24 protein-coding genes are annotated in these 19,105 nt (G+C 62.1%); 10 read left to right on the top strand and 14 right to left on the bottom strand.

Annotation, left to right across the window (positions count from 1 at the left end; all coding sequences use genetic code 11):
- Window positions 1–111: 111 nt before the first annotated feature.
- Genes NKJ11_RS24345 through NKJ11_RS24320 form a run of 6 tightly spaced genes read right to left on the bottom strand, consistent with a single transcriptional unit; the run spans window position 112 to window position 5,832 of the window.
- Complete coding sequence (locus NKJ11_RS24345) at window positions 112–1,137, bottom strand: proline racemase family protein (protein ID WP_023809519.1); 1,026 nt, start codon at window positions 1,135–1,137, stop codon at window positions 112–114.
- Window positions 1,138–1,179: 42 nt separating this feature from the next.
- Window positions 1,180–2,211 carry an Ldh family oxidoreductase gene (locus tag NKJ11_RS24340; RefSeq protein WP_023809518.1) on the bottom strand — a complete coding sequence of 344 codons (1,032 nt, stop codon included), beginning with the start codon at window positions 2,209–2,211 and terminating at the stop codon, window positions 1,180–1,182.
- Window positions 2,212–2,249: 38 nt separating this feature from the next.
- The gene (locus tag NKJ11_RS24335; RefSeq protein WP_352794428.1) at window positions 2,250–3,413 is read right to left on the bottom strand and encodes an epoxide hydrolase family protein; all 1,164 of its coding nucleotides are present in this window, start codon (window positions 3,411–3,413) and stop codon (window positions 2,250–2,252) included.
- Window positions 3,410–4,390, bottom strand: a complete 981-nt coding sequence (locus NKJ11_RS24330; RefSeq protein ID WP_023809516.1) for a 5-oxoprolinase subunit C family protein — start codon at window positions 4,388–4,390, stop codon at window positions 3,410–3,412. Before NKJ11_RS24330 ends, NKJ11_RS24335 begins: the two co-directional genes overlap by 4 nt.
- The gene (gene pxpB / locus NKJ11_RS24325; protein ID WP_352441939.1) at window positions 4,387–5,049 is read right to left on the bottom strand and encodes a 5-oxoprolinase subunit PxpB; all 663 of its coding nucleotides are present in this window, start codon (window positions 5,047–5,049) and stop codon (window positions 4,387–4,389) included. The genes NKJ11_RS24330 and pxpB overlap by 4 nt, the downstream gene beginning before the upstream one ends.
- Window positions 5,050–5,055: 6 nt before the next feature.
- The gene (locus tag NKJ11_RS24320) at window positions 5,056–5,832 is read right to left on the bottom strand and encodes an SDR family NAD(P)-dependent oxidoreductase (RefSeq protein WP_023809514.1); all 777 of its coding nucleotides are present in this window, start codon (window positions 5,830–5,832) and stop codon (window positions 5,056–5,058) included.
- Between NKJ11_RS24320 and NKJ11_RS24315 the strand changes: the two genes are divergently transcribed.
- The 7 genes from NKJ11_RS24315 to NKJ11_RS24285 all read left to right on the top strand — a co-directional run bounded on the left by NKJ11_RS24315 (window position 5,824) and on the right by NKJ11_RS24285 (window position 11,455).
- Window positions 5,824–6,018, top strand: a complete 195-nt coding sequence (locus NKJ11_RS24315) for a hypothetical protein (protein WP_352794432.1) — start codon at window positions 5,824–5,826, stop codon at window positions 6,016–6,018. The genes NKJ11_RS24320 and NKJ11_RS24315 overlap by 9 nt on opposite strands.
- 52 nt (window positions 6,019–6,070) lie before the next feature.
- Window positions 6,071–6,706 carry an RraA family protein gene (locus NKJ11_RS24310; RefSeq protein WP_023809512.1) on the top strand — a complete coding sequence of 212 codons (636 nt, stop codon included), beginning with the start codon at window positions 6,071–6,073 and terminating at the stop codon, window positions 6,704–6,706.
- Between the two features lie 146 nt (window positions 6,707–6,852).
- Window positions 6,853–7,971 carry a branched-chain amino acid ABC transporter substrate-binding protein gene (locus NKJ11_RS24305; protein ID WP_352610932.1) on the top strand — a complete coding sequence of 373 codons (1,119 nt, stop codon included), beginning with the start codon at window positions 6,853–6,855 and terminating at the stop codon, window positions 7,969–7,971.
- A 118-nt stretch (window positions 7,972–8,089) separates the two neighbouring features.
- Window positions 8,090–9,001 carry a branched-chain amino acid ABC transporter permease gene (locus NKJ11_RS24300; protein ID WP_352794426.1) on the top strand — a complete coding sequence of 304 codons (912 nt, stop codon included), beginning with the start codon at window positions 8,090–8,092 and terminating at the stop codon, window positions 8,999–9,001.
- Window positions 9,001–9,960, top strand: a complete 960-nt coding sequence (locus tag NKJ11_RS24295; RefSeq protein WP_245273097.1) for a branched-chain amino acid ABC transporter permease — start codon at window positions 9,001–9,003, stop codon at window positions 9,958–9,960. The genes NKJ11_RS24300 and NKJ11_RS24295 overlap by 1 nt, the downstream gene beginning before the upstream one ends.
- 2 nt (window positions 9,961–9,962) lie before the next feature.
- Window positions 9,963–10,727, top strand: a complete 765-nt coding sequence (locus NKJ11_RS24290) for an ABC transporter ATP-binding protein (protein ID WP_023809508.1) — start codon at window positions 9,963–9,965, stop codon at window positions 10,725–10,727.
- Window positions 10,727–11,455, top strand: coding sequence for an ABC transporter ATP-binding protein (locus NKJ11_RS24285; protein WP_023809507.1), 729 nt, complete (start codon window positions 10,727–10,729; stop codon window positions 11,453–11,455). Before NKJ11_RS24290 ends, NKJ11_RS24285 begins: the two co-directional genes overlap by 1 nt.
- 127 nt (window positions 11,456–11,582) lie before the next feature.
- Here the strand turns inward: NKJ11_RS24285 and NKJ11_RS24280 are convergent, their stop codons facing one another.
- Complete coding sequence (locus tag NKJ11_RS24280) at window positions 11,583–12,008, bottom strand: Rossmann-fold NAD(P)-binding domain-containing protein (protein WP_352610931.1); 426 nt, start codon at window positions 12,006–12,008, stop codon at window positions 11,583–11,585.
- Window positions 12,009–12,071: 63 nt separating this feature from the next.
- On the opposite strand from NKJ11_RS24280, the gene NKJ11_RS24275 reads away from it, so the two are divergent.
- The 3 genes from NKJ11_RS24275 (at window position 12,072) to NKJ11_RS24265 (ending at window position 13,635) form a co-directional block, all read left to right on the top strand.
- On the top strand, window positions 12,072–12,275 hold the full coding sequence (locus tag NKJ11_RS24275) for a CsbD family protein (protein ID WP_023809505.1): 204 nt from the start codon (window positions 12,072–12,074) through the stop codon (window positions 12,273–12,275).
- Between the two features lie 541 nt (window positions 12,276–12,816).
- Window positions 12,817–13,122, top strand: a complete 306-nt coding sequence (locus NKJ11_RS24270) for a hypothetical protein (RefSeq protein ID WP_128303874.1) — start codon at window positions 12,817–12,819, stop codon at window positions 13,120–13,122.
- An 87-nt stretch (window positions 13,123–13,209) separates the two neighbouring features.
- On the top strand, window positions 13,210–13,635 hold the full coding sequence (locus NKJ11_RS24265) for a c-type cytochrome (protein ID WP_128303875.1): 426 nt from the start codon (window positions 13,210–13,212) through the stop codon (window positions 13,633–13,635).
- Here NKJ11_RS24265 and NKJ11_RS24260 read toward each other — a convergent pair.
- The 7 genes from NKJ11_RS24260 to NKJ11_RS24230 form a co-directional block, all read right to left on the bottom strand.
- A complete protein-coding gene (locus NKJ11_RS24260; protein ID WP_352794425.1) occupies window positions 13,607–14,095 on the bottom strand; it encodes a c-type cytochrome in 489 nt (162 codons plus the stop codon). The genes NKJ11_RS24265 and NKJ11_RS24260 overlap by 29 nt on opposite strands.
- Window positions 14,092–15,066: a c-type cytochrome gene (locus tag NKJ11_RS24255; protein ID WP_352794424.1), complete on the bottom strand. Its 975-nt coding sequence runs from the start codon at window positions 15,064–15,066 to the stop codon at window positions 14,092–14,094. Before NKJ11_RS24255 ends, NKJ11_RS24260 begins: the two co-directional genes overlap by 4 nt.
- 20 nt (window positions 15,067–15,086) lie before the next feature.
- The gene (locus tag NKJ11_RS24250; protein WP_352441943.1) at window positions 15,087–15,428 is read right to left on the bottom strand and encodes a hypothetical protein; all 342 of its coding nucleotides are present in this window, start codon (window positions 15,426–15,428) and stop codon (window positions 15,087–15,089) included.
- 1 nt (window position 15,429) lies between these two features.
- Window positions 15,430–16,032 carry a cytochrome c oxidase subunit 3 gene (locus NKJ11_RS24245; protein WP_352794431.1) on the bottom strand — a complete coding sequence of 201 codons (603 nt, stop codon included), beginning with the start codon at window positions 16,030–16,032 and terminating at the stop codon, window positions 15,430–15,432.
- Window positions 16,029–17,969, bottom strand: a complete 1,941-nt coding sequence (gene ctaD, locus NKJ11_RS24240; RefSeq protein ID WP_352794423.1) for a cytochrome c oxidase subunit I — start codon at window positions 17,967–17,969, stop codon at window positions 16,029–16,031. The genes NKJ11_RS24245 and ctaD overlap by 4 nt, the downstream gene beginning before the upstream one ends.
- A complete protein-coding gene (locus tag NKJ11_RS24235) occupies window positions 17,966–18,331 on the bottom strand; it encodes a c-type cytochrome (protein WP_352794421.1) in 366 nt (121 codons plus the stop codon). Before NKJ11_RS24235 ends, ctaD begins: the two co-directional genes overlap by 4 nt.
- An 80-nt stretch (window positions 18,332–18,411) precedes the next feature.
- Entirely contained in the window at window positions 18,412–19,041 is a 630-nt protein-coding gene (locus NKJ11_RS24230) for a cytochrome c oxidase subunit II (RefSeq protein WP_352794419.1), read from the bottom strand.
- Window positions 19,042–19,105 lie beyond the last annotated feature (64 nt).

The raw sequence follows: 19,105 nt of genomic DNA, 5'->3' as shown, positions 1-19,105 counted from the left end.
CAAACCCCCTTCTCCGGGGGTCGTGGGGTGTTTTTTATTTCTACAACCCCCCCCCACACACCCCCCCCTCCGGCCCCGGGCGCGGCCCCCCCCCCCCCCCCCGCGTCCGTTTCAGAACCAGACGTCGCTGAGGCGATGCCCTCGTGGATAAGGGTCTGTCGGGTCGAGGCCGTACTGGCCAATGCTGGTAATCCAGGCCTGCCCGGCAATGGTGACCACGACAGCGTCGCGATCGCCGACGCGCGCATTGGCGATCACCCGGGAATCGAAATGGGTCCCGATGATCGACTTGTTGCGGAACAGCTCTCCCTTGGCGATCTGCCCCTTTGCCGACATCACCGCCAGCCGCCCGGTGGTGCCGGTGCCCGTAGGCGAGCGGTCGAGCCTGCCATGCAGACACACCGTGCCGTTGACGCTTTCCACGCGACCGTCGACGCGCTTGATCGGGCCTTCGAAAATCACGTTGGACACGTCGCGGATCTTAGCGTTCTCCGGATGCACGACAACGAGCTGTTCGTTGGCCGCCTTCTTGATACGTTGGCCCATCAGCGACATCTGGTGTGCCTCGTCGGGTGTTATGGAAAAGCCCAGTGCGCGCGCGTTCACATGGGCGAAAGTCATGCCGCCATAGGAGGTGTCGACGGTGATCGTGCCGAGCCCCTCGACTTCGACAGGTGTGTCGAGGTGGAACGCGAAAGCCGGCACATTGGTGAACTCCACCTGCTTCACCTTGCCGTTCTCGCAGAGGCAGCGCACCTCGATCATGCCGGCCGGCGCCTCCATGCGCAGCCGCGTCTCGGGTTCCTTCATCGGCACCATGCCCGTTTCCAGCGCCACGGTGGCGACGCAGATGGTGTTGGAGCCCGACATGGGCGGGTATTCGGTGCTTTCAATTATGACGTAACCGAGATCCGCCGAGGGATCGCAAGGCGGCAGGATGATGTTGCCGTTGACGTAGGGCGCACCGCGCGGCTCGAACAAGAGCAGCCCACGAATGTCGTCCATATGCGCTTCGAGATACTCCTTCTTTTCGAACATGGTCTTGCCCGGAACGTCCTTGACGCCTCCGGTGATCACATTGCCGACTTCGCCCTCGGCATGGCAGCCGACGACCGTGAATGTTTTCGTCCAGCGCATTTTTCTCCTCCAGTGATTGATCTTGGCCCTGGCGATACCGATTCAGACCGTGTCGAGCCCCCGTTCGAGAAAACGATCGAGTTGTTCCATTTCCTGGTGCGAGAGGACGATACCGTCGCGCTCCGACGTCTCGCGGGCTAGGAACCGCCTTTGCGAGGGTAGGCGCGCACCTTGGCCCAAGATCGCCTCGAACAGCGCTTCAGCACGGCCCAGCGGATTGCCGGGCCGGCCGGCGGCGAAGGCTTTCGGCGAGAAAGCGATGACCAACTCTCCGTGCGACGGATAAAGCGTCGTGGTGCCAAGCAGCTCGAGCGCCCCGGGGCTGGTCAGGTCGCCGATCATGATCCCGGCGAGCAGTTCGATCATCGTCGCGATGGCGGAGCCTTTGTGCCCGCCGAAGGGAAGCATGGCGCCCGCCAGGGCAGCTTCGGGATCGGTCGTTGGCCTGCCGTCCGAATCCATGGCCCAGCCTTCCGGCAGCTTCTTGCCTGCCCGGCGGTGGAGCTCGATCTCGCCGCGCGCGGCAACCGAGGTCGCGAAGTCGAAAACGTAGGGAGGCTGCTCTTTACGCGGCCAGCCAAAGGCAAAAGGATTGGTGCCCAGCAACGGTCCGTTGCCACCGGTCGGAGCGACGGTGGCATAGCTCGGGCACATGGCCAGGCCGGCAAGGCCTGCCTGGGTCAAGGCTTCGACTTCCACCCAAAGGGCGGAAAAATGCACGGCATCGTTGATCGCTAGCGCGGCGATGCCGCAGGAGCGTGCCCGCTCGACCAGCACCGGCAGGCCCAGTTCGAAGGCCGGGTTGGCGAAGCCGTGCTTCGCATCCACTTTCACAATGGCGGGAGCGTCTTGCGGCAACAGTTCGGGCACCGCGTCTGGGTTTACCTTCCCTGCCTTGATCGTTCGCAGCGCGCCTTCGATCCGGTAGATACCATGCGATTTGCAGGCATCGCGCTCCGCCGCGACGATGACCCGTGTGATGGCGCTGGCCTGGATGGGGTTCAGTCCGGCCTTGCGGAAAATTGCATCGACGCGCTTATGCAAGGCATCGATGGTGAGGGCGGTATTGTTCATTTCTGGCCTTCGGGTTTGGCTGCGCGCAAACGCTGCCTTTAAAAATCCAGACCGCCGGCAAAGGCTCTTATATTCTGTGCAAGCAAAGCGGGCTGCTCGAGGGCTGCGAAATGACCACCGCGCGGCATCGCTGTCCACTGGCGGATGTCCTTGAAGACGCGCTCGACCCAACTCCTGGGCGGCATCGGCAGCTCTTTGGGGAACAAAGCCACTGCAAGCGGGACGTTGATCGCTGTGCCGGACGCGAATGCAAGCGGACGGGCGCGCGTTTCCCAATAGAGTCGCATCGACGAAGCGACGGTCCGGGTGAACCAGTAAAGCGAGATGTTGGCGAGCATGTCGTCGCGCGAAAATGCGGCGTTGGCCAGATCGCCATCGCAATCGCTCCAGTCGCGGAACTTCTCGATCATCCACGCTGCCAGTCCGACCGGCGAATCCGTCAGCCCATAGGCAAGCGTTTGCGGGCGCGTCGCTTGAATATGAGCATAGGCGCCATGAATATCCGCCCATTCGGCTTTCCGTTCCAGGAAGGCGCGTTCTTCCAAGCTTAGGTCGCCATCCGGGCCTGGATCGTGAGGAGGTGAGTATGAGCCGGGGATGAAGTTCAGATGCACCCCGGCGAGACTGTCTGGATGCGCGTGCGCCAGGCAGGTCGACACGCCGGCGCCCAGATCGCCACCTTGCGCGAGATATCGTTTGTAGCCGAGACGGCTCATCAACTCGGCCCAAAGGTCGGCGACGGTGAACAGGTTGAGACCAGGCCTGGTCGGTCGGCTTGAAAAGCCATAGCCGGGAATCGAGGGGACCACGACGTTGAAGGCGTCCTCCTGTCTTCCGCCATGCGAAAGCGGGTCGGTCAGAAGCGGGATCAACTCATGAAATTCGAAGACGCTGCCTGGCCAGCCATGGGTGAGTATGACCGTTCTGCCGGTTGCGACAGCGGCGCGCGCATGGATGAAATGGAGGGTTTCGCCGCCGATATCCGTCTGGTAGTGCGGATGGATGTTCCAGGCGGCTTCCTGCTTGCGCCAATCGAAGCCAGTGCGCCAGTGTTGCATTAGTCGGCGCAGTTGCTCGTGCTCCGTTCCCTGCGTCCAGCCTATTGCCTGCAACTGGTCCGGCTCGCGCCAGATCGAGATGCGCTTCTTCAAATCGTCGATTTCAGAGTGGGCAATCTCGATGGTGAAGGGGCGAATTTTCATGGAGCCCTCTGCTCGCCGGCCATAAGGTTTCGGGCGGCGATAAAGTCGTGACTTTGCTGCCGGTTCGCGCGAAGCGCTTCTGTCGACGCTTCGATCGAGACCGGCAAGAAACGTAGGCGAGCGCCGACCGGCGCTTGCGCCAGCCGCCAGAAATCGGCTTCGATCACCGTGGCGATCTTCGGATAGCCGCCGCAGGTGTTGGCATCGGCAAGTTGGATGATCGGCTGGCCGGACGGCGGCACTTGAACAGTTCCCGGCACGATGCCGTGGGACAGCAATTCCAGCGGCGAGAGGAGGGAAAGCGTCGCCCCGGCAAGGCGATATCCCATACGGTTGGCGTCGTTGGTGATGCTCCATTCGCTGCCGGTGAAAGCCGCCTGGGCCTCCGGCCTGAAGGCGTCGAACTCGGCGGCCGGCAAAACCCGCAATTCGATTGCCGAGGCCAAGCCGTCCGCCGCGCCTCGCCGCTCTTCCAGCGCTGCGCCGATGCCGCCCGCGGGAAGGCGGCATTGCGCAGGGTTGAGCGCAAGCCGGTCACCGCGGGACAGACCGCGTCCGGCGAAACCGCCGAAACCGCCTTTCACATCCGTCGCGCGCGACCCCATGACGGACGGCAGATCGAGCCCGCCGGCAAAGGCGATGTAGGAACGAGCACCGATGCGCGGGGTTTCGAGGACTAGGGTCTCGCCGGCGCGGATCGTCATGGCCCACCAGGGTGGACAGGGCCGATCGCCGACGCTGACGGCGCAATCCGCGCCGGTGATGGCGACGGCGGTGTCGATATGCACGCGCAGCCGGAACGGATGAAGCGCGACCTCGATCCCGGCAGCCGAGGGGTCATTGCCCAGCATGAGATTGGCGATCGCCAGCGCCTGCCTGTCCATGGCGCCGCCATGGCTGACCCCCAGCGCCAGATGACCGGGCCGGCCGAGATCCTGGACCGTGTTCGGCAAGCCGGTGGTGAGGATCTCGATCATGCCTCGATCTCTGCGATTGCGAATCGGATTTTGTCTCCGGGCCTGAGCAGCACGGGCAATTCCGCTTCGGCCTTGAACAGCTTCACGTCGGTATGGCCGATTATGTGCCATCCGGAAGGCGCAGTCATCGGCATGATACCCGCCTGCGCGCCACCAATGATGACGGCGCCCTCAGTGACTTTGAGGCGAGGCGTGCTGCGCCTTGCCCAGGCAAGCAGCGGGTCGAGACCGGACAGATAGGGAAAGCCCGGCATGGCGCCGATGGCGGCGACGGTGTAGGTGGCCGCCGCGTGGCGGCTGACGGTCTCGTCGACAGACATGCCGCAATGTGCGGCCCAGCCGGCGAGATCCTCGCCGCGCGCGCCGCCATAACTGACGGGAATGGTATGATGCGTGCCGGTCACCGCGTGGGCATCGGTGCAAGCCCAGAGCGACATCAGCTGACCCGTGACGCTGTGGGCGTCCGTAGCGAGTGGGTCAAACACCACCAGCAGGTTGTTCATGCCGGGAACGGCCTCGCGCACCCCCTCTAGGCGCAGCGCGGCATTCGCCACCGCCCAGACCAGTTCCTGGGTGGCATCGCTGAAAGCCCCCTGCACGCCATCGAGCAGCAGCGCGCCCGATCCCGCAAGACTGATGTGAGGCGTACCGACAACCATGGGCGGTCAGTCCTTCACCGGCACCGTATAGTTCAGGATCAGGCGACCGCCATCCGGATAGATGGTCTGGCCGACGATGTAGGAGGCATCGTCGCTGGCCAGGAAGGAAGCGACGCTGGCGATCTCCGATGGTTCGCCGCATCGGCCGCTTGGCGTGCGCGACAGGATGGTCTGGCGCTGCGCTTCGCTGGCCATGACCGAACTCTTGACCATGTCGGTCAGGATGGTGCCGGGGCCGATGGCGTTGACGCGGATGTTATGCGGGATCAATCCGACGGCCATCACCGCCGTCAATTGCTTGATGCCACCCTTGGACACGGCATAGGCAACGGAATTGGGGATGGCCAGGATGGCGTTGATCGACGACATGTTGATGATCGAGCCGCCGCGTCCCTGCGCGATCATGGCCCTTGCCGCGGCCTGCCCGAGAAGGAAGGGCGCCTTGAGATTGACGCGCTGAACCAGGTCGAAGGCTTCCTCGGGGAAGTCGACGAAATCGTCCAGATGGATGATGCCGGCATTGTTGATGAGGACGTCGACACCGCCGAATCGCTCTGTGGCCTTGGCAACAACATCGGCTGCCATTTCCTGCGTGCATTCGGAGAGATCCGCCGATAGCCAGGCGGCACGCTCACCAAGACGTTCGGCATGCTCGCGCCCGCGATCGGCCTGCACGTCGACAAGCACAACCTTGGCGCCATCGGCATGAAAGCGCTCGGCGCAGGCAAGGCCCAGGCCTTGTGCCGCCCCGGTAACGATCACGACTTTTCCTGCATGCTTCACAGCCAATTCCCTTTTTACAATCATGGCGTTTATGGATATGTTATCCAATCGATCTTGAACTTTGCCGCCATTGCAAGCCCGGACGGGTGGGCCTTTGCCGTCATGTTTGCCCAAGTGGCGGCGTTTATGGGCTGCTTTGGCTTTTTTCTGCCGACCATTGCAAGCCGGTTGACTCCATTGAATTAATTGTGATTGGATACTATATTCATAAAAGTGCCGACGACGGGGAGTGCAGACGATGGCGGATGGATCACAGGAAAGCGAACTGATCGACGCGTTCCGCGCTCTGGCGACGCCGTTGATCAGCGACAATCTCGCCCGTGTCCCCGGGGCTGTCGGGTTGCGGCCATTTCACCGGGTGGGCGGCGTCATGGCGGGGAGGGCGCTGACGGTCAGGACCCGCCCCGGCGACAACCAGTTCATCCATCGTGCGCTCGATCTGTTGCAGCCCGGAGACGTCATCGTCGTCGATGGCGGCGGGTATGAAGGACGCGCGCTGGTCGGCGAGATCATGACAAGTGTCGCGGCGTCGCGCGGCGCCGCAGGCATTGTCATCGACGGCGCCATTCGCGATGCCGGTGCCATCGGCCGCAATCCGTTTCCATGCTTCGCACGGTCGGCCATCCATCTCGGACCTTACAAGGATGGTCCGGGAGCCATAAATGTTCCCGTCTGCATAGGCGGCATGGTCGTCGGTCCCGGCGACATCGTCGTCGGTGACGAGGATGGCGTCGTGGCATTTCCAATCGAAGATGCCGCGGCTTTGCTGGCCGCCGTCAGGGCGCAAGAAGCGCGTGAGGCCGAGATCATGCAGAGCATCCGGGAGAACCGCTACCAGGGAGCCTATGCCCGGGCTGCCGGCGGCAGTCACTGATCGGCGGGTCAGGTCCTGCCGGTGACCATCGCGTGGCCGGCTGGCGATCCTGCTCAACATAACCGCTCCCCAGCTAACCGAGGGGCGAAACAATGCATTTCGGGCACGCCGCCTGGATGCGCCAACAGGGGAAATGGAGAGAATTAATGGTTGTTTCCTTCAAGAGGCTTGCCAAGAGGCTTGCTTGTGCCACCGCCCTTGCCGGGCTGGCTATGACCACGATGGCCGCGGCTGCCGACATCAAGATCGGCATTGTGGCCCCCATGACTGGCCAACTGGCCAGTGAGGGGCAGGATATGGAGAACGCCGTGAAGATGGCGATCGATGCCGTCAACGCCAAAGGCGGCGTCAACGGCGACAAGATCATCACCACTACCGCCGACGACGCCTGCGATCCGCAGCAGGCGGTGACCGCAGGCAGCAAGCTTGTCTCGGAAGGCGTGACCGCCATCGTCGGCGGCTACTGCTCGGGCGCCGTCTTGCCGACATTGAAGATCTATGGTGACGCCGGCATTCCATTCGTCATCATCGGAGCGAACTCGACCAAGCTGGTCGCCGCCAATCAGGGCAATGCCTTCCTCGCCAATTCGACCGGCGACATGCAGGCGACGACAGCTGTCGAGCTCTTCAAGAAGAACGGCTACAAGAAGATCGCGGTCGTGGACGAAGGCGATGCCTATTCGTCCGACCTGGCCAAGCTGACCGCCGAAGCCTTCAAGACCGCAGGCGGCGAGATTGCCGCCAAGGAGACCACCACGGCCGGCGAGCAGGACTATTCGGCGGTCGTCACCAAGATCAAATCGAGCGGCGCGGACGCTGTCTTCTGGACCGCCTACCATGCCGGTGGCGCACTGCTCACCAAGCAGCTTCGGCAGGCCGGGTTCCAGGGTGGCGTCGTGCTTGGCGATGGCAACAATTCGCCGGAGTATCTGGAAATCGCCGGCTCGGCCGGTGAGGGCGTGTATCTGCTGTCCCCGCCCACCGTCGACCTCCTGTCTGGCGCCGCCGACTTCAAGGCCAAGTACAAGGAGGCCTATGGCCGCGACGCCGGCGCCTATGCAGCTCTCTCCCATGATGTGGGCGACCTGATCGTCGATGCCATCACGCGGGCCAAGTCGGCGGATCAAAAGGCAATCATCGAAGCGCTCAAGGCAAGCGACTTCAAGGGCCTTGCCGGTGAAATCAAGTTCACCGACAAGAACACGCTCCAGACGTCAAACTTCCGCCCGGTGATCGCCAAGGGCGGCAAGTGGGTAGCCGAATAAAGGCCAACCGGATTGACGCCGAGGCAGGCCTTGTGGCGGCCTCGGCGTCACCGCCGATTGTCTGGTGTGCCGACGCTGCGCTCAGACAAGACTTTTTCAATTCTGCCCTGGAGCATCAATGACGCTCGACCTGCTTATTCAGCAACTGGTGAACGGTCTTATCGTCGGCTGGTTCTATGCCCTGATCGCGCTTGGCTACAGCATGGTCTTCGGCGTCATCAAGCTCCTGAATTTCGCCCATGGCGACATCTACATGAACGGCGCCTTCGTCGGCCTCATCGTGTTCTCCTTCGTCGGCATATGGGTCGGCAATGGCTGGCTGGGCGTGGTCTGCGCCCTGCTTGTGTCGATGCTGGCTGTCGGCTTGCTCGGCGTCATCATCGAACGCTTCGCCTACAGGCCGATGCGCAATGCGCCGCGCCTCTCCATCCTCATCACGGCGCTCGGCGCGTCGATGGTGCTGAACGGCACGGCACTCGCCCTGACAGGCGGGCGGCATTACGCCTTCAACACGGACCTCGGTTTTGCCGGCGTGGATATTTCCACCGTTCACATCACCTACACGCAGATGGTGCTGGTGGCCGCCTCCATCGCTCTTATGGCCGGCATGCAGGCCTTTGTCTCACGCACCATGTACGGCAAGGCGATGCGCGCCGTGTCCATCGACATGGGGGCGAGCCGCCTGATGGGCATCGATGTCGACCGGGTGATCGCCTTGACCTTCTTCATGGGCTCGGCGCTCGCTGCCGGCGGCGGGGTCATGGCCGGCGCCTATTATGGCAGTGTCCATTTCTTCATGGGCTTCATCATGGGGCTCAAGGCCTTCACCGCCGCGGTCATAGGTGGGATCGGCAGCGTGCCGGGCGCCATGCTCGGCGGATTGCTGCTCGGCCTGCTCGAAGCTTTCGGTTCGTCCTTGCCCTTCGTCGGCTCGGAGTGGCGTGACGTCTTCGTGTTCGGGACCCTGATCCTGTTCCTTGTGTTCAAGCCGACCGGCCTTCTTGGACGCTCTGTCGTGGAGCGGGTGTGATGACCGACGAAGTGAGAACCATGCCGACCGCCGGGCAACCGCAATTGATGCGCTGGTCCGTCGTGCTGCCCGGCCTGGCGGCGCTCACCTGCGCGCTGGTGTTGCCGCAATTCGCCAACGCCTATGTGACGGAGGTGGCAACCACGGCGCTGCTCTATGTCGTTCTGTGCCTCGGCCTCAACGTTGTCGTCGGCTATGCAGGCCTGCTCGATCTCGGCTACGCCGCCTTCTTCGCGGTCGGCGCCTACACATCAGGCATCCTGACCGCGGAATTCGGGTTCAATTTCTGGCTTACCATCCCGGTCGCCATGGTCGCCGCCTGCGTGGCCGGCATCATCATCGGGGCTCCGACATTGAGATTGCGCAGCGACTATCTGGCGATCGTGACGCTGGGCTTCGGCGAAATCGTGCGCATCATCGCCCGCAACCTCGACATCACCGGTGGCGCGAGCGGACTCATCGGCATCGAGCGCCCGGAGATATTCGGCTTCAGGCTGATGCAGGTGCAGCACTTCTACTATGCGTTCCTGGTGCTTGCGCTTCTCACCGCCTTCGTCTGTCTGAGCGTCGAGCGATCGCGAATGGGACGAGCCTGGTTCTACGTTCGCTACGATGAGGACGCCGCCGCTGGCATCGGCATCAACCGTGTCACGGCCAAGCTGCAAGCCTATATGATGGGCGCTGTGATCGCTTCCGTGGCCGGATGCCTCTACGCAGCCAAGATGACGGCCATCTCGCCGGAGAGTTTCACCTTCAACCAATCGCTGCTCATCCTTCTCGGCGTCGTCCTGGGCGGCATGGGCCGCATTCCCGGCGTCGTCCTTGGTGCTGTTCTCGTGGCCCTGCTTCCGGAGGTGCTGCGCGGCGCGGGAACCTATCGTCCCCTGGTGACCGCGGTTGCGCTGCTGGCAATCATGCTCTTCAGGCCGAACGGGCTGTGGCCGGACAAGCGAGTTTGACCATGGCGCTGCTGGAAGTCCGCGACCTGCGTCTCAGTTTCGGAGGACTGAAAGTCCTTCACGACATTTCGTTCTCGGTTGAGAAAGGCGCCATCAACAGTCTTATCGGGCCGAACGGGGCCGGCAAGACATCACTCTTCAATTGCCTGACCGGCTTCTACAAGCCGAAGGGCGGCTCGATCAGTCTGGGCGGCCGGCCAATCACCGGCTTGCCGCCGCATCGCATCACCGCGCTCGGCCTCGCCCGCACGTTCCAGAACATCCGGCTGTTCAAGGAAATGACCGTTCTGGAAAACGCCATGTCCGGCCAGCATTGCCGCAGCCGCCACGGCATCATGTCGGCGATCCTGCACTTGCCGGCACAGCGGCGCGAGGAGGAGACGATCCGCGCGGCTGGCATGCGCTGGCTCGATTTTGTCGGCATCGAGCAGCATGCGCATCGCCGTGCCGGTGGTCTTTCCTATGGCGATCAACGGCGGCTCGAACTCGCAAGAGCCCTGGCGTCGGCGCCCGAGCTCATCCTGCTGGACGAGCCCGCCGCCGGCCTGAACGAGCGCGAGAAGCTGGACCTTGTTCACCTGATCCGCCGCATCCGTGACGAAACCGGTGTCACCGTCCTGCTGATCGAGCACGATATGGGCCTGGTCATGCAGGTGTCGGAGAAGATCGTGGTGTTCGACTATGGGCAGAAGATCGCCGACGGACCGCCGGAGGCCGTGCGAAAAGACCCCAGGGTCATCGAAGCCTATCTCGGTACGGAGGACTGATGGACGCCGAAATCGTTCTTTCCGCGGACCGCATCGTCGCACGCTATGACGGCATCGAAGCCCTTCATGGTGTCAGCCTTTCGGTCAAGCGCGGCCAGATCGTCGCCCTGCTTGGCGCGAATGGTGCGGGCAAGAGCACCACCCTGCGCACGCTGTCCGGCCTTGTTGCCGCATCCTCCGGATGTGTCCGCTTCCTGGGCGAGGACATAACCAAAGTCCCTGCCCATCGCCTGCCGCATCGCGGGCTCGTCCACGTCCCGGAGGGAAGGCGTATTTTCGGCGACATGACGATCAGGGAGAACCTCGACCTGGGCTCGTTCACGCTTGCCGACGACGTCGAGCGCCGGCGGCGGCTGGATCATGTTTTTGAGCTCTTCCCCATCCTGGCGCGCAGACAGAATGGCGATGCAAGGAACCTCTCGGGAGGCGAGCAGCAGATGCTGGCGATCGGCAGAGCCCTCATGGCCGCGCCCAAGGTGCTGTTGCTCGATGAGCCTTCCATGGGTCTGGCGCCGCAACTGATCAAGGAAGTCATGAACATCGTGCAGCGCCTCAATCGTGAAGGCGTGACCATTCTGCTTGTGGAGCAGAATAGCAAAGTCGCCTTGAAATTCGCCGACTACGGCTACGTTCTCAAGGCCGGACGCGTTGTTCTTGAGGGACCAGGCAGCGATCTCGCGAGCAATGAAGCGGTTATCAGCGCCTATTTAGGTGGCGTCGCTGCTTAGCTGGCAAAGCTGCCAACGCCCGGATTTTACAGAATGAGGCCGCCGCTCCAGTCCATGATTTGCCCGCCTTGCAGGAGTGGGATCAGCCACAACGAGTTGATTCTGTAGAAACGTTGACCTTCCGGGCCTACCATCCAGTCTGTGTTCCGACCCCGGGGACATAGCTGACAAAACCTCGAGGGACGCACGGAAACCAGCGGATTGCCGCAACCGCGACGGCGATCCCATAATGGCTCAGGAGTGATTGTTCATCCGCTCGAACAAAGCTTCGCCCATCCGGCGCGTATGGGCCAAAATACCGACAAGCACCTCGTCCTTGTCCGCTTCGAATGCGCAGCGCCTCGGTGGCGAATTCGTCCGGACTGACCATCATACGGTTGGCTGTTCCTCCGCTGCGGGTGCTGCCAACGAGACCGGTATCGACAATTGGCGGAGCCATCTCCACCACCCGAATTCCGCTCGACCTCAATTGATGACGCAGACTGAGCGTAAAGGAATGGATCGCGGCCTGTGAGAGCAAGACAAGCGCCTTGCTGTCGAGTTCCAGGAACATCCGTCGTTGATTTGCGTTTGCTCTCCGAGGTTAGACGTTTTCAAACCGAAGGAGAACGGTGTCATGGACTGGAACCGCGTGGAAGGAAACTGGAAACAGGTGAAAGGCAAGGTCAAGGAGCAGTGGGGTAAACTCACGGATGATGACCTTGACCGCATCGCCGGCAAGCGCGATCAACTCGAAGGCAAGATCCAGGAGCGTTACGGCCTCGAAAAGGACCGTGTGCGGCGCGATATCGATGACTGGTACGGTCGGCAGGGCTGGTAGGCGTGTGAGCCCCGGCTGCGGCCAACTCCAAGACGCGGCCCGGGTGCCAATTCGGCAGGTCCGGGCCATGCAGGCGCCGAGCCTTATCGTCAGTTGAATTTTGCAGCAAGGATTTCGTACTGTGTCAGAAGATATCTCTCGCAAGCAAGAGCAACGGGGGACAAGAAGGATTGTCATGTGGGCGGTCGCAGTTATCGCTGTGATTTTCCTTGTTCTGCTTGCTACATTCGTGTTCGGCCCGTTGGTGTGATTTTCGTTGCGATGATTGAGCTGTTTCCTGCACGATCCAGGGATGATCGGGCGTTTGAGGGCGCTTGCAGCGGCCACCAGTGAGCGACGATGTGTTTGGCGAGGATATGCGGCTGGCGCTGCTTCCGCGGCCGGACGGCGCAACAAGCGGCGCTTATACCGACTGCCGTCGCGCGGCTAACAGTCTGCGGTAGCCTGAAACCGTTTCACAGGAATTTCGCTGAACACGATTTCGCCGGGAACTATCAGCAAAGGATTGGTTTGGTGGCGGTACACAACCAGGAGATCCACCATGATTGTCAAACTTCTCTCCACCGCTGTGCTCGCGCTCACATTGGCCACATCGGCAATGGCGCAGTCGAACGGTTCAAGCTCCAACAGCGGTTCGGGCACGACGCCCGGAACCACGAATGATGCCAATGGTACCGCCGGTTCCGGTTCCGGTACTTCGACAACCCCCGTTGACCCGAACGCAACAAATTCGACAACCACCCCGAACGGCATGAGCGACCGCTGCAAGGACGCCGCGGGCAATGATACCGACACAAACACCGCCTCCGGCACGACAACGTCGAATGTGCAGAACTGCAACAAATAAATTGGTGCCTCGGAGCGCTGCCGGACATTGCTCCTTTCCCTGGGGCTGCGATCGGGCCGCGTTTTGCGACTGCGATGGCATGCGCGGATGAGCCGACAACCCGTCAGGCTGATGCCATCCGCGCTGCCCTGGGTGGCAGGCGTATCCGCGGCAATCGTCATTATTCCGGTAGTTTGCGCCGTCAACTTGGTCCGCGGCGACAATCTCCGGGAAACCACCATTGCACAGGCCATCGGTGGCGACCCTGACCGGGCCGTCCCGGCAATGATCCGCCACGGCTGTGGCGGATGTCACGAAATCCCGGGGGTACCCGGCGCCCATGGCACCGTCGGTCCGTCCCTGCAAGGCGTCGTCGAAAGAGGATATATCGGGGCGTCGCGAGCCACCCCGGATGCGATGATGCGCTGGATCAGCAGGGCGCGGGATGTAGACCCGAAGGCGGCCATGCCCAATACAAATCTGTCGCTTCAAGAGGCGCGCGACATTACCGCCTATCTCTATGCGCGAACATGAGGCGCGCTGAAGTCGCCCCACGGCGCAGGCGTCTTACCAGCAAAAGCAGCAGGCCAAGCATCAACACGGCGGCGCCCGCTACAAGTGATTGAGCCGCCAGAATCATGATTGTCTGGCTGGTTGTCGTTCCTGCTCGCATCTGGCGTACATCGGCCGCGGTGACGCTGAGGTCGGGATTTCCGAACCGCGCGGTGACGTAATTTGCAAGAGCTGCCACCTGGCCATCGTCCAGCCAGCCGCCGAAGGCCGCCATCGATTGACGCCCGGCCACGTCACCAGCTTTGACGCCTTCAAGGATGGTCATGACGACATCCTCGGGCGTGGCCGCGCCGGGGGTGCTGTTGCGGGTCAAGGACGGATAGTATCCGTCGGGCGATCCGCCTCCGTTCGCCCCATGGCACGTCGAACAGAGCGATCGATAGAGATCATCGCCGGTTGCGGTCCCGCTGCCTTGCGTCATCCCCTCGGTTCCAGCATCGCCGTCGGCCGCGGCCGCGGCCGCGTTACCCCATGAGAAACGCGGCTGCTTCTCGTCTCCCGGTTGGGTGGGCACGTCCCTGAGATAGGCGACAATAGCCTGGATGTCGTCGTCGGAAGATGCTGCAGGCTGTTCATGACCGTTTCCGCCATCGGCCCGCCCGCGTAGGCCTTCCCGGGCACGGCGCCGGTTTTGAGAAATCGAGACAGCTCTTCGTTGCTCCAGCCGCCGACGCCTGCGATCTTGTCGCTGGTGATGTTGAAGGCGTGCCAGATGCCGGCGGTGCCGCCGGCAAGCTTGTGGTCTTCATCCATGCCGAACGTCGCATTCCTTGGCGTGTGGCAGGCACCGCAGTGGCCGAGCACCTCGACAAGGTAGGCTCCCCTGTTCCATGCGGCGGTCCGGCTCCGATCAGGCGTGAAACTGCCGGTTTGGAGATTCGCGAGCTTCCACAGCGCAACCGTCCAGCGCTGGTTGAATGGAAAAGGCAGAATGTTTCGCGGCCGCGGCTGGGAAATCGGCGGCTGCGCAAGGAGATAGGCCCGAATTGCAAGCACGTCCTCGCGGCTCATTGCGGCGAAGCTGTCATAGGGCATGGCGGGGTAGAGATCGGCTCCGTCGCGCCTGATACCTTTCTTGACGGCTCGCACGAACTCGTCCGCGGAATAGCGTCCGATGCCCGTTTCGAGATCTGGTGTGATGTTGGTCGAGTATACATCGCCGAACGGTGTCGGCACGCGATAGCCTCCAGCGAAGGGGCGGCTCGGATTGGACGTGTGGCAGCCGATGCAGTCGGCCGCTCGCGTGAGATATTCACCCCTCTGGATTTCGCTCGCCCGCAGCTCGGTGCAAAGCGCCAACGACGACAAGACGAGTACGACCGCCCGAGAAATGACGGGTGGGAATGGAATGCCCGTGGCAGGCCAAAGCGCGTACCGGCGGTGGATGGCCAATCTCCGCGTCTTTGGCGTCGTCACAGTTCGCACCCGCTGAAGATCAGCCCTGCCACCACTTGCGCCAGCAAGATGAGCGTGAACAGCGCCCCGACGCCCACCGAAGTCCTGGCAAGGAACGCACGCGTGCGCGCCCTCCGGGGCGGGATCGTACCATGTCCGCGGTCATGAACGGCGTGCCACGACAGCAGCGTGCCTGCCAGGGCGACAGCGGCGCCTATCAATGAGAACAAGGCAGTGGGACGAAAGCCGGCATGGCACTGCCAGGATGCAATGGAGTAATCGAGCTGCAGGGCTATTGCCCACGCAACTGGCCCGCTGACCAGGCCTGCCCAGGAAACGCCGGTACGGATCGCCTGCATCTCACATCCTCGGAGCCCAATAAATAACAAGATAGAGCACGACCCATGAGACGACGACGAAGTCCCAGTAGAACGCATTTTCCGAGACGTCGCTGAAGCGGCGGCCCGCCTTGCCTTTTTGCGTGAACATGAGAACCGCCAGGACGATCGTGTCGCCGACATCGGTAAGAAGATGCGTCGTATGCAGTCCAAGCAGGAACCACACGATCGATCCGTAAGCGTTCTGATCCCAGGAAATCCGCAGAGCCGGAAATTCCCAGATGCGAACGATCAGCGGAAGAATCCCGACGATCGACATGACGACCATGCCAAGGCGAACTTTCGCGAGGTCCTGGCGACGCGCCCAAAACTCGATCAGGTGGTTGGGCACGACGCTCGCAACCAGAATAATCAACGCTGCCGTGCCCGGCAGCAAATCTGGCGCCGGGGCTCCGATGGGCCAATGCCGGGCCAGCACAGCCAGATAGAAGTAGGTGCCTATCGCCAAGGCAAAACCTGTTGCCTCGAGAGCAATGAAGGCAAGGGTTCCCCACCACATCGGGCTCGCCGACCCGAAATCATATGTGGGCAGGTGGCTGACGTCGGCGACGGGACGGTGCCTCATTCCTCGTCCTCCGGCTCGCCTTTCGGCCAGAACCAACAGATGAAGCCGATCGAAACCGGGATCGCTCCCCAGACCACCGCCCATGGCGTGTATATCGAACCGAGAAATGCGCCGCCCACCGCAATGGCCGACGGCAGCGGCCAGATCGAGTTGTCAGCCGATGGCACCCTTAGTTGCGGCACCGCATCGGCGACCGTGCCGGCGAGCACCTCGCGTGCGTCGACACGCAGACCCTCGACCACGGGAAGCGTATCGGGCTCGGCCCAAAGCGGTTCGCGGTGAGTTACCACGGGCAGCCGCGAAAAATCGTAGGAGGGCGGCGGCGACGTCGTCGCCCATTCGAGCGTGCTCGCGCCCCAGGGATTGTCTCCGGCAATGCGGCCGTTGCGAAGGCTGAGCAGGAGGTTCAGGAAGAAAAGCGCAAAGCCGGCGAACACCACCAGTGAAGAGAGGCTGATGAGGAGGTTCATCTCGCCCCAGCCGCTCGCCGGCGGATACGTATAAACGCGGCGCGGCATGCCTTGCAGACCGAGAATATGCATGGGGAAGAAGGTGAGATTGAACCCGAGGAAGACGAGCCAGAAATTCCAGCGGCCGAGCCTCTCCGACAGCATGCGTCCGGTGATCTTGGGAAACCAGTAATAAACGGCGCCGAGCAGGGGGAAGACGGCGCCCCCGACCAGCACATAGTGGAAATGGGCAACCACGAAATAGGTGTCGTGCACCTGCAGGTCGAGCGGCACCGAGGCGACCATGACCCCGGTCAGGCCGCCGATCACAAAGGTGAAGATGAAGCCGAGCACGAAAAGCATGGGCGTGGCGAAGATCGGCCGGCCGCCCCAGATCGTCGCAATCCAGCAGAAGATCTGAATGCCGCTCGGAATGGCGATCATCATCGAGGAAGCGGTAAAGAAGCTTTCGCCGAGCTGCGGCAGGCCGGTAGCGAACATGTGGTGCCCCCACAGGCCGAAGGAAAGAAAACCGATCGAGATCAACGACAGGACGATGCCGAGATAGCCGAAGATCGGGCGGCGAACGAAGGTCGGCAGGATCGCGGAGACGAAGCCGGTCGCCGGAATGAAGATTATGTAGACCTCGGGATGGCCGAAGAACCAGAACAGATGCTGCCACAGCAGTGCATCGCCGCCTGCTGCGGGATCGAAAAATTTCGTGCCGACCAGGCGGTCCAGGATCAGCATTGTACTCGAGACCATCACGGCCGGCATGGCGAACAGGATGACGAAAGCCGTAACGAGGACGGACCAGACATAGAGCGGGATGCGGTCGAGCGACATGCCGGGAGCACGTTGTTTGAACACTGTCGCGATGATCTCGACCGCTACCGCGAGCGCGGACACTTCAGTGTAGGTCACCATCTGCGCCCAAAAATCGGGGCGCTTGCCGATGCCATATTCGGGTCCGGCGAGCGGTACGTAGGAAAACCAGCCGGCATCCGCACCGGTTTCGAAGGCAAAGGCGATCCAGATCATCAGCCCGCCGGAAAGATAGACCCAGTAGCTGAATGCATTGAGCCGCGGAAAGGCGACATTGCGAGTGCCGATCATCAGCGGCACCAGGTAAATGGCGAAAGCTTCCATCACCGGCACGGCGAACAGAAACATCATCGTCGTGCCATGCATGGTGAACAGCTGGTTGTAGAGATCGGGGCCGATGTGGCCGGCCTCAGGCTGGGCAAGCTGGAAACGCATGGCGAGCGCTGATAGACCCGCAAGGATGAGAAACAGGAAAGCCGTCACGATATAGCGCCGTCCGATCAGCTTGTGATCGACCGTGACCAGCCAGCCGTAGAAGCCTTTCGGCGTTCGCCAGGCATGCGCCAGAAAAGCGCGCAGTCTCACCTCTTCGAGGCCGGTGTCACGGATGCCTTTCAAGCCCTGCTCGGTATGCTCGGCCGGCTTTCCCGCAATGCCGCTCATTCGAGGCTTCCGAGATAGGTGACGACCGCGTTGAGATCGTCGGCGCTAAGGGCAATGCGCGGCATCTTGGCGCCAGGCTTTATCGACTGTGGATCGGCAATCCAGGCGGCGAGTGCGCCAGGGGTCATGGCCAGCGTATCCGCGGCCAGTGCACGTCGGCTGGCGAGATGGGTAAGATCAGGTCCGACCGTTCCGCTGGCAGGCGTGCCTCTTATCGTATGGCAGAGCGCACAGCCGGTGGAAAGAAATGCCTGTTGGCCGCGGCGTTCTTCCTCGCCGCCAGGCGCCGATGCGACGGCGTTTTGCCTGGATTGCCATGCTTCGAACGCTTCGCGGCTTTCCGCGATGACGGTGATGGCCATATGGGCGTGCTGATAGCCGCAGAATTCGGCACACTGGCCACGATAGATGCCGGGCTTATCGGCGATGAGGGTAAGCTGGCTTAGCCGGCCCGGAATGAGATCGCGCTTACCGGCAAGGTCGGCACCCAGAAGCTATGAATGACATCGAGCGAATCGAGTTCGACCTTGACCGGTTCGCCAACCGGGACATGGATTTCATTTGCCGTGACGATCGATTGCGAGGGATCATTACCGGCATACCGGACCTCCCACCACCATTGGTGCCCCGTGATCCGCACGGCAAGCGTTTCCGTTCCGCTCAGCGAAGCAATGGATTTGCCGGCGAAAAAACTCGCTATCGTCATCATGACGAGCACCAGAACGGTCAACGCAATGGCGCTGCCGACAGCGCGGGTAAATCGGCGCTCCTGATGTGAATCGATCTCGAGCGGCGAGCGCGTTGTCTCGGACAGGCGGCGATGCAAAAGCGCTGCCGCCAAGACCAGCATGACAAGCAGCCACGTGGCCACCGCGACTGCGCTGAAAGACCAGATCAGATCAAGGATTCTCCGGGCGTTCGCACCGTGTGCATGGAGGGCCGACTGCCGATCGCCGCATCCTGCCAATACCAACATCGGCGCTGCGCTGACCCACCTCAAACGCTGTTGCGCGGCCTTTCCCGGAACAATGTCAGTCAGGATTTGCGTTGGACATGTAAAGGCAAGCGACATTCGCGGTCGTGTCCGCCTGCGAGAGCCGGCCAACGGACTCATGCACCTCGCCATGAAGGATCCA

It is taken from the genome of Mesorhizobium sp. M0243, assembly GCF_040321775.1.
Classification (GTDB): Bacteria; Pseudomonadota; Alphaproteobacteria; order Rhizobiales; family Rhizobiaceae; genus Mesorhizobium.
Note: the sequence above shows the minus strand (reverse complement) of the source record. Positions and strands in the feature narration are given on the sequence as shown.

Excerpts from the sequence above, each read along its gene's own strand:
- NKJ11_RS24295 (WP_245273097.1), top strand. The coding sequence starts at position 9,001 with ATGACCGACGAAGTGAGAACCATGCCGACCGCCGGGCAACCGCAATTG.
- pxpB (WP_352441939.1), bottom strand. The coding sequence starts at position 5,049 with ATGGTTGTCGGTACGCCTCACATCAGTCTTGCGGGATCGGGCGCGCTG.
- NKJ11_RS24285 (WP_023809507.1), top strand. The coding sequence starts at position 10,727 with ATGGACGCCGAAATCGTTCTTTCCGCGGACCGCATCGTCGCACGCTAT.
- NKJ11_RS24230 (WP_352794419.1), bottom strand. The coding sequence starts at position 19,041 with ATGTCGCTTGCCTTTACATGTCCAACGCAAATCCTGACTGACATTGTT.
- NKJ11_RS24290 (WP_023809508.1), top strand. The coding sequence starts at position 9,963 with ATGGCGCTGCTGGAAGTCCGCGACCTGCGTCTCAGTTTCGGAGGACTG.
- NKJ11_RS24260 (WP_352794425.1), bottom strand. The coding sequence starts at position 14,095 with ATGACGCAAGGCAGCGGGACCGCAACCGGCGATGATCTCTATCGATCG.
- NKJ11_RS24275 (WP_023809505.1), top strand. The coding sequence starts at position 12,072 with ATGGACTGGAACCGCGTGGAAGGAAACTGGAAACAGGTGAAAGGCAAG.
- NKJ11_RS24280 (WP_352610931.1), bottom strand. The coding sequence starts at position 12,008 with ATGTTCCTGGAACTCGACAGCAAGGCGCTTGTCTTGCTCTCACAGGCC.
- NKJ11_RS24305 (WP_352610932.1), top strand. The coding sequence starts at position 6,853 with ATGGTTGTTTCCTTCAAGAGGCTTGCCAAGAGGCTTGCTTGTGCCACC.
- NKJ11_RS24315 (WP_352794432.1), top strand. The coding sequence starts at position 5,824 with ATGCTTCACAGCCAATTCCCTTTTTACAATCATGGCGTTTATGGATAT.
- NKJ11_RS24330 (WP_023809516.1), bottom strand. The coding sequence starts at position 4,390 with ATGATCGAGATCCTCACCACCGGCTTGCCGAACACGGTCCAGGATCTC.
- NKJ11_RS24250 (WP_352441943.1), bottom strand. The coding sequence starts at position 15,428 with ATGCAGGCGATCCGTACCGGCGTTTCCTGGGCAGGCCTGGTCAGCGGG.
- NKJ11_RS24345 (WP_023809519.1), bottom strand. The coding sequence starts at position 1,137 with ATGCGCTGGACGAAAACATTCACGGTCGTCGGCTGCCATGCCGAGGGC.
- ctaD (WP_352794423.1), bottom strand. The coding sequence starts at position 17,969 with ATGAGCGGCATTGCGGGAAAGCCGGCCGAGCATACCGAGCAGGGCTTG.
- NKJ11_RS24310 (WP_023809512.1), top strand. The coding sequence starts at position 6,071 with ATGGCGGATGGATCACAGGAAAGCGAACTGATCGACGCGTTCCGCGCT.
- NKJ11_RS24265 (WP_128303875.1), top strand. The coding sequence starts at position 13,210 with ATGAGCCGACAACCCGTCAGGCTGATGCCATCCGCGCTGCCCTGGGTG.
- NKJ11_RS24335 (WP_352794428.1), bottom strand. The coding sequence starts at position 3,413 with ATGAAAATTCGCCCCTTCACCATCGAGATTGCCCACTCTGAAATCGAC.
- NKJ11_RS24270 (WP_128303874.1), top strand. The coding sequence starts at position 12,817 with ATGATTGTCAAACTTCTCTCCACCGCTGTGCTCGCGCTCACATTGGCC.
- NKJ11_RS24245 (WP_352794431.1), bottom strand. The coding sequence starts at position 16,032 with ATGAGGCACCGTCCCGTCGCCGACGTCAGCCACCTGCCCACATATGAT.
- NKJ11_RS24300 (WP_352794426.1), top strand. The coding sequence starts at position 8,090 with ATGACGCTCGACCTGCTTATTCAGCAACTGGTGAACGGTCTTATCGTC.
- NKJ11_RS24235 (WP_352794421.1), bottom strand. The coding sequence starts at position 18,331 with ATGGCCATCACCGTCATCGCGGAAAGCCGCGAAGCGTTCGAAGCATGG.
- NKJ11_RS24340 (WP_023809518.1), bottom strand. The coding sequence starts at position 2,211 with ATGAACAATACCGCCCTCACCATCGATGCCTTGCATAAGCGCGTCGAT.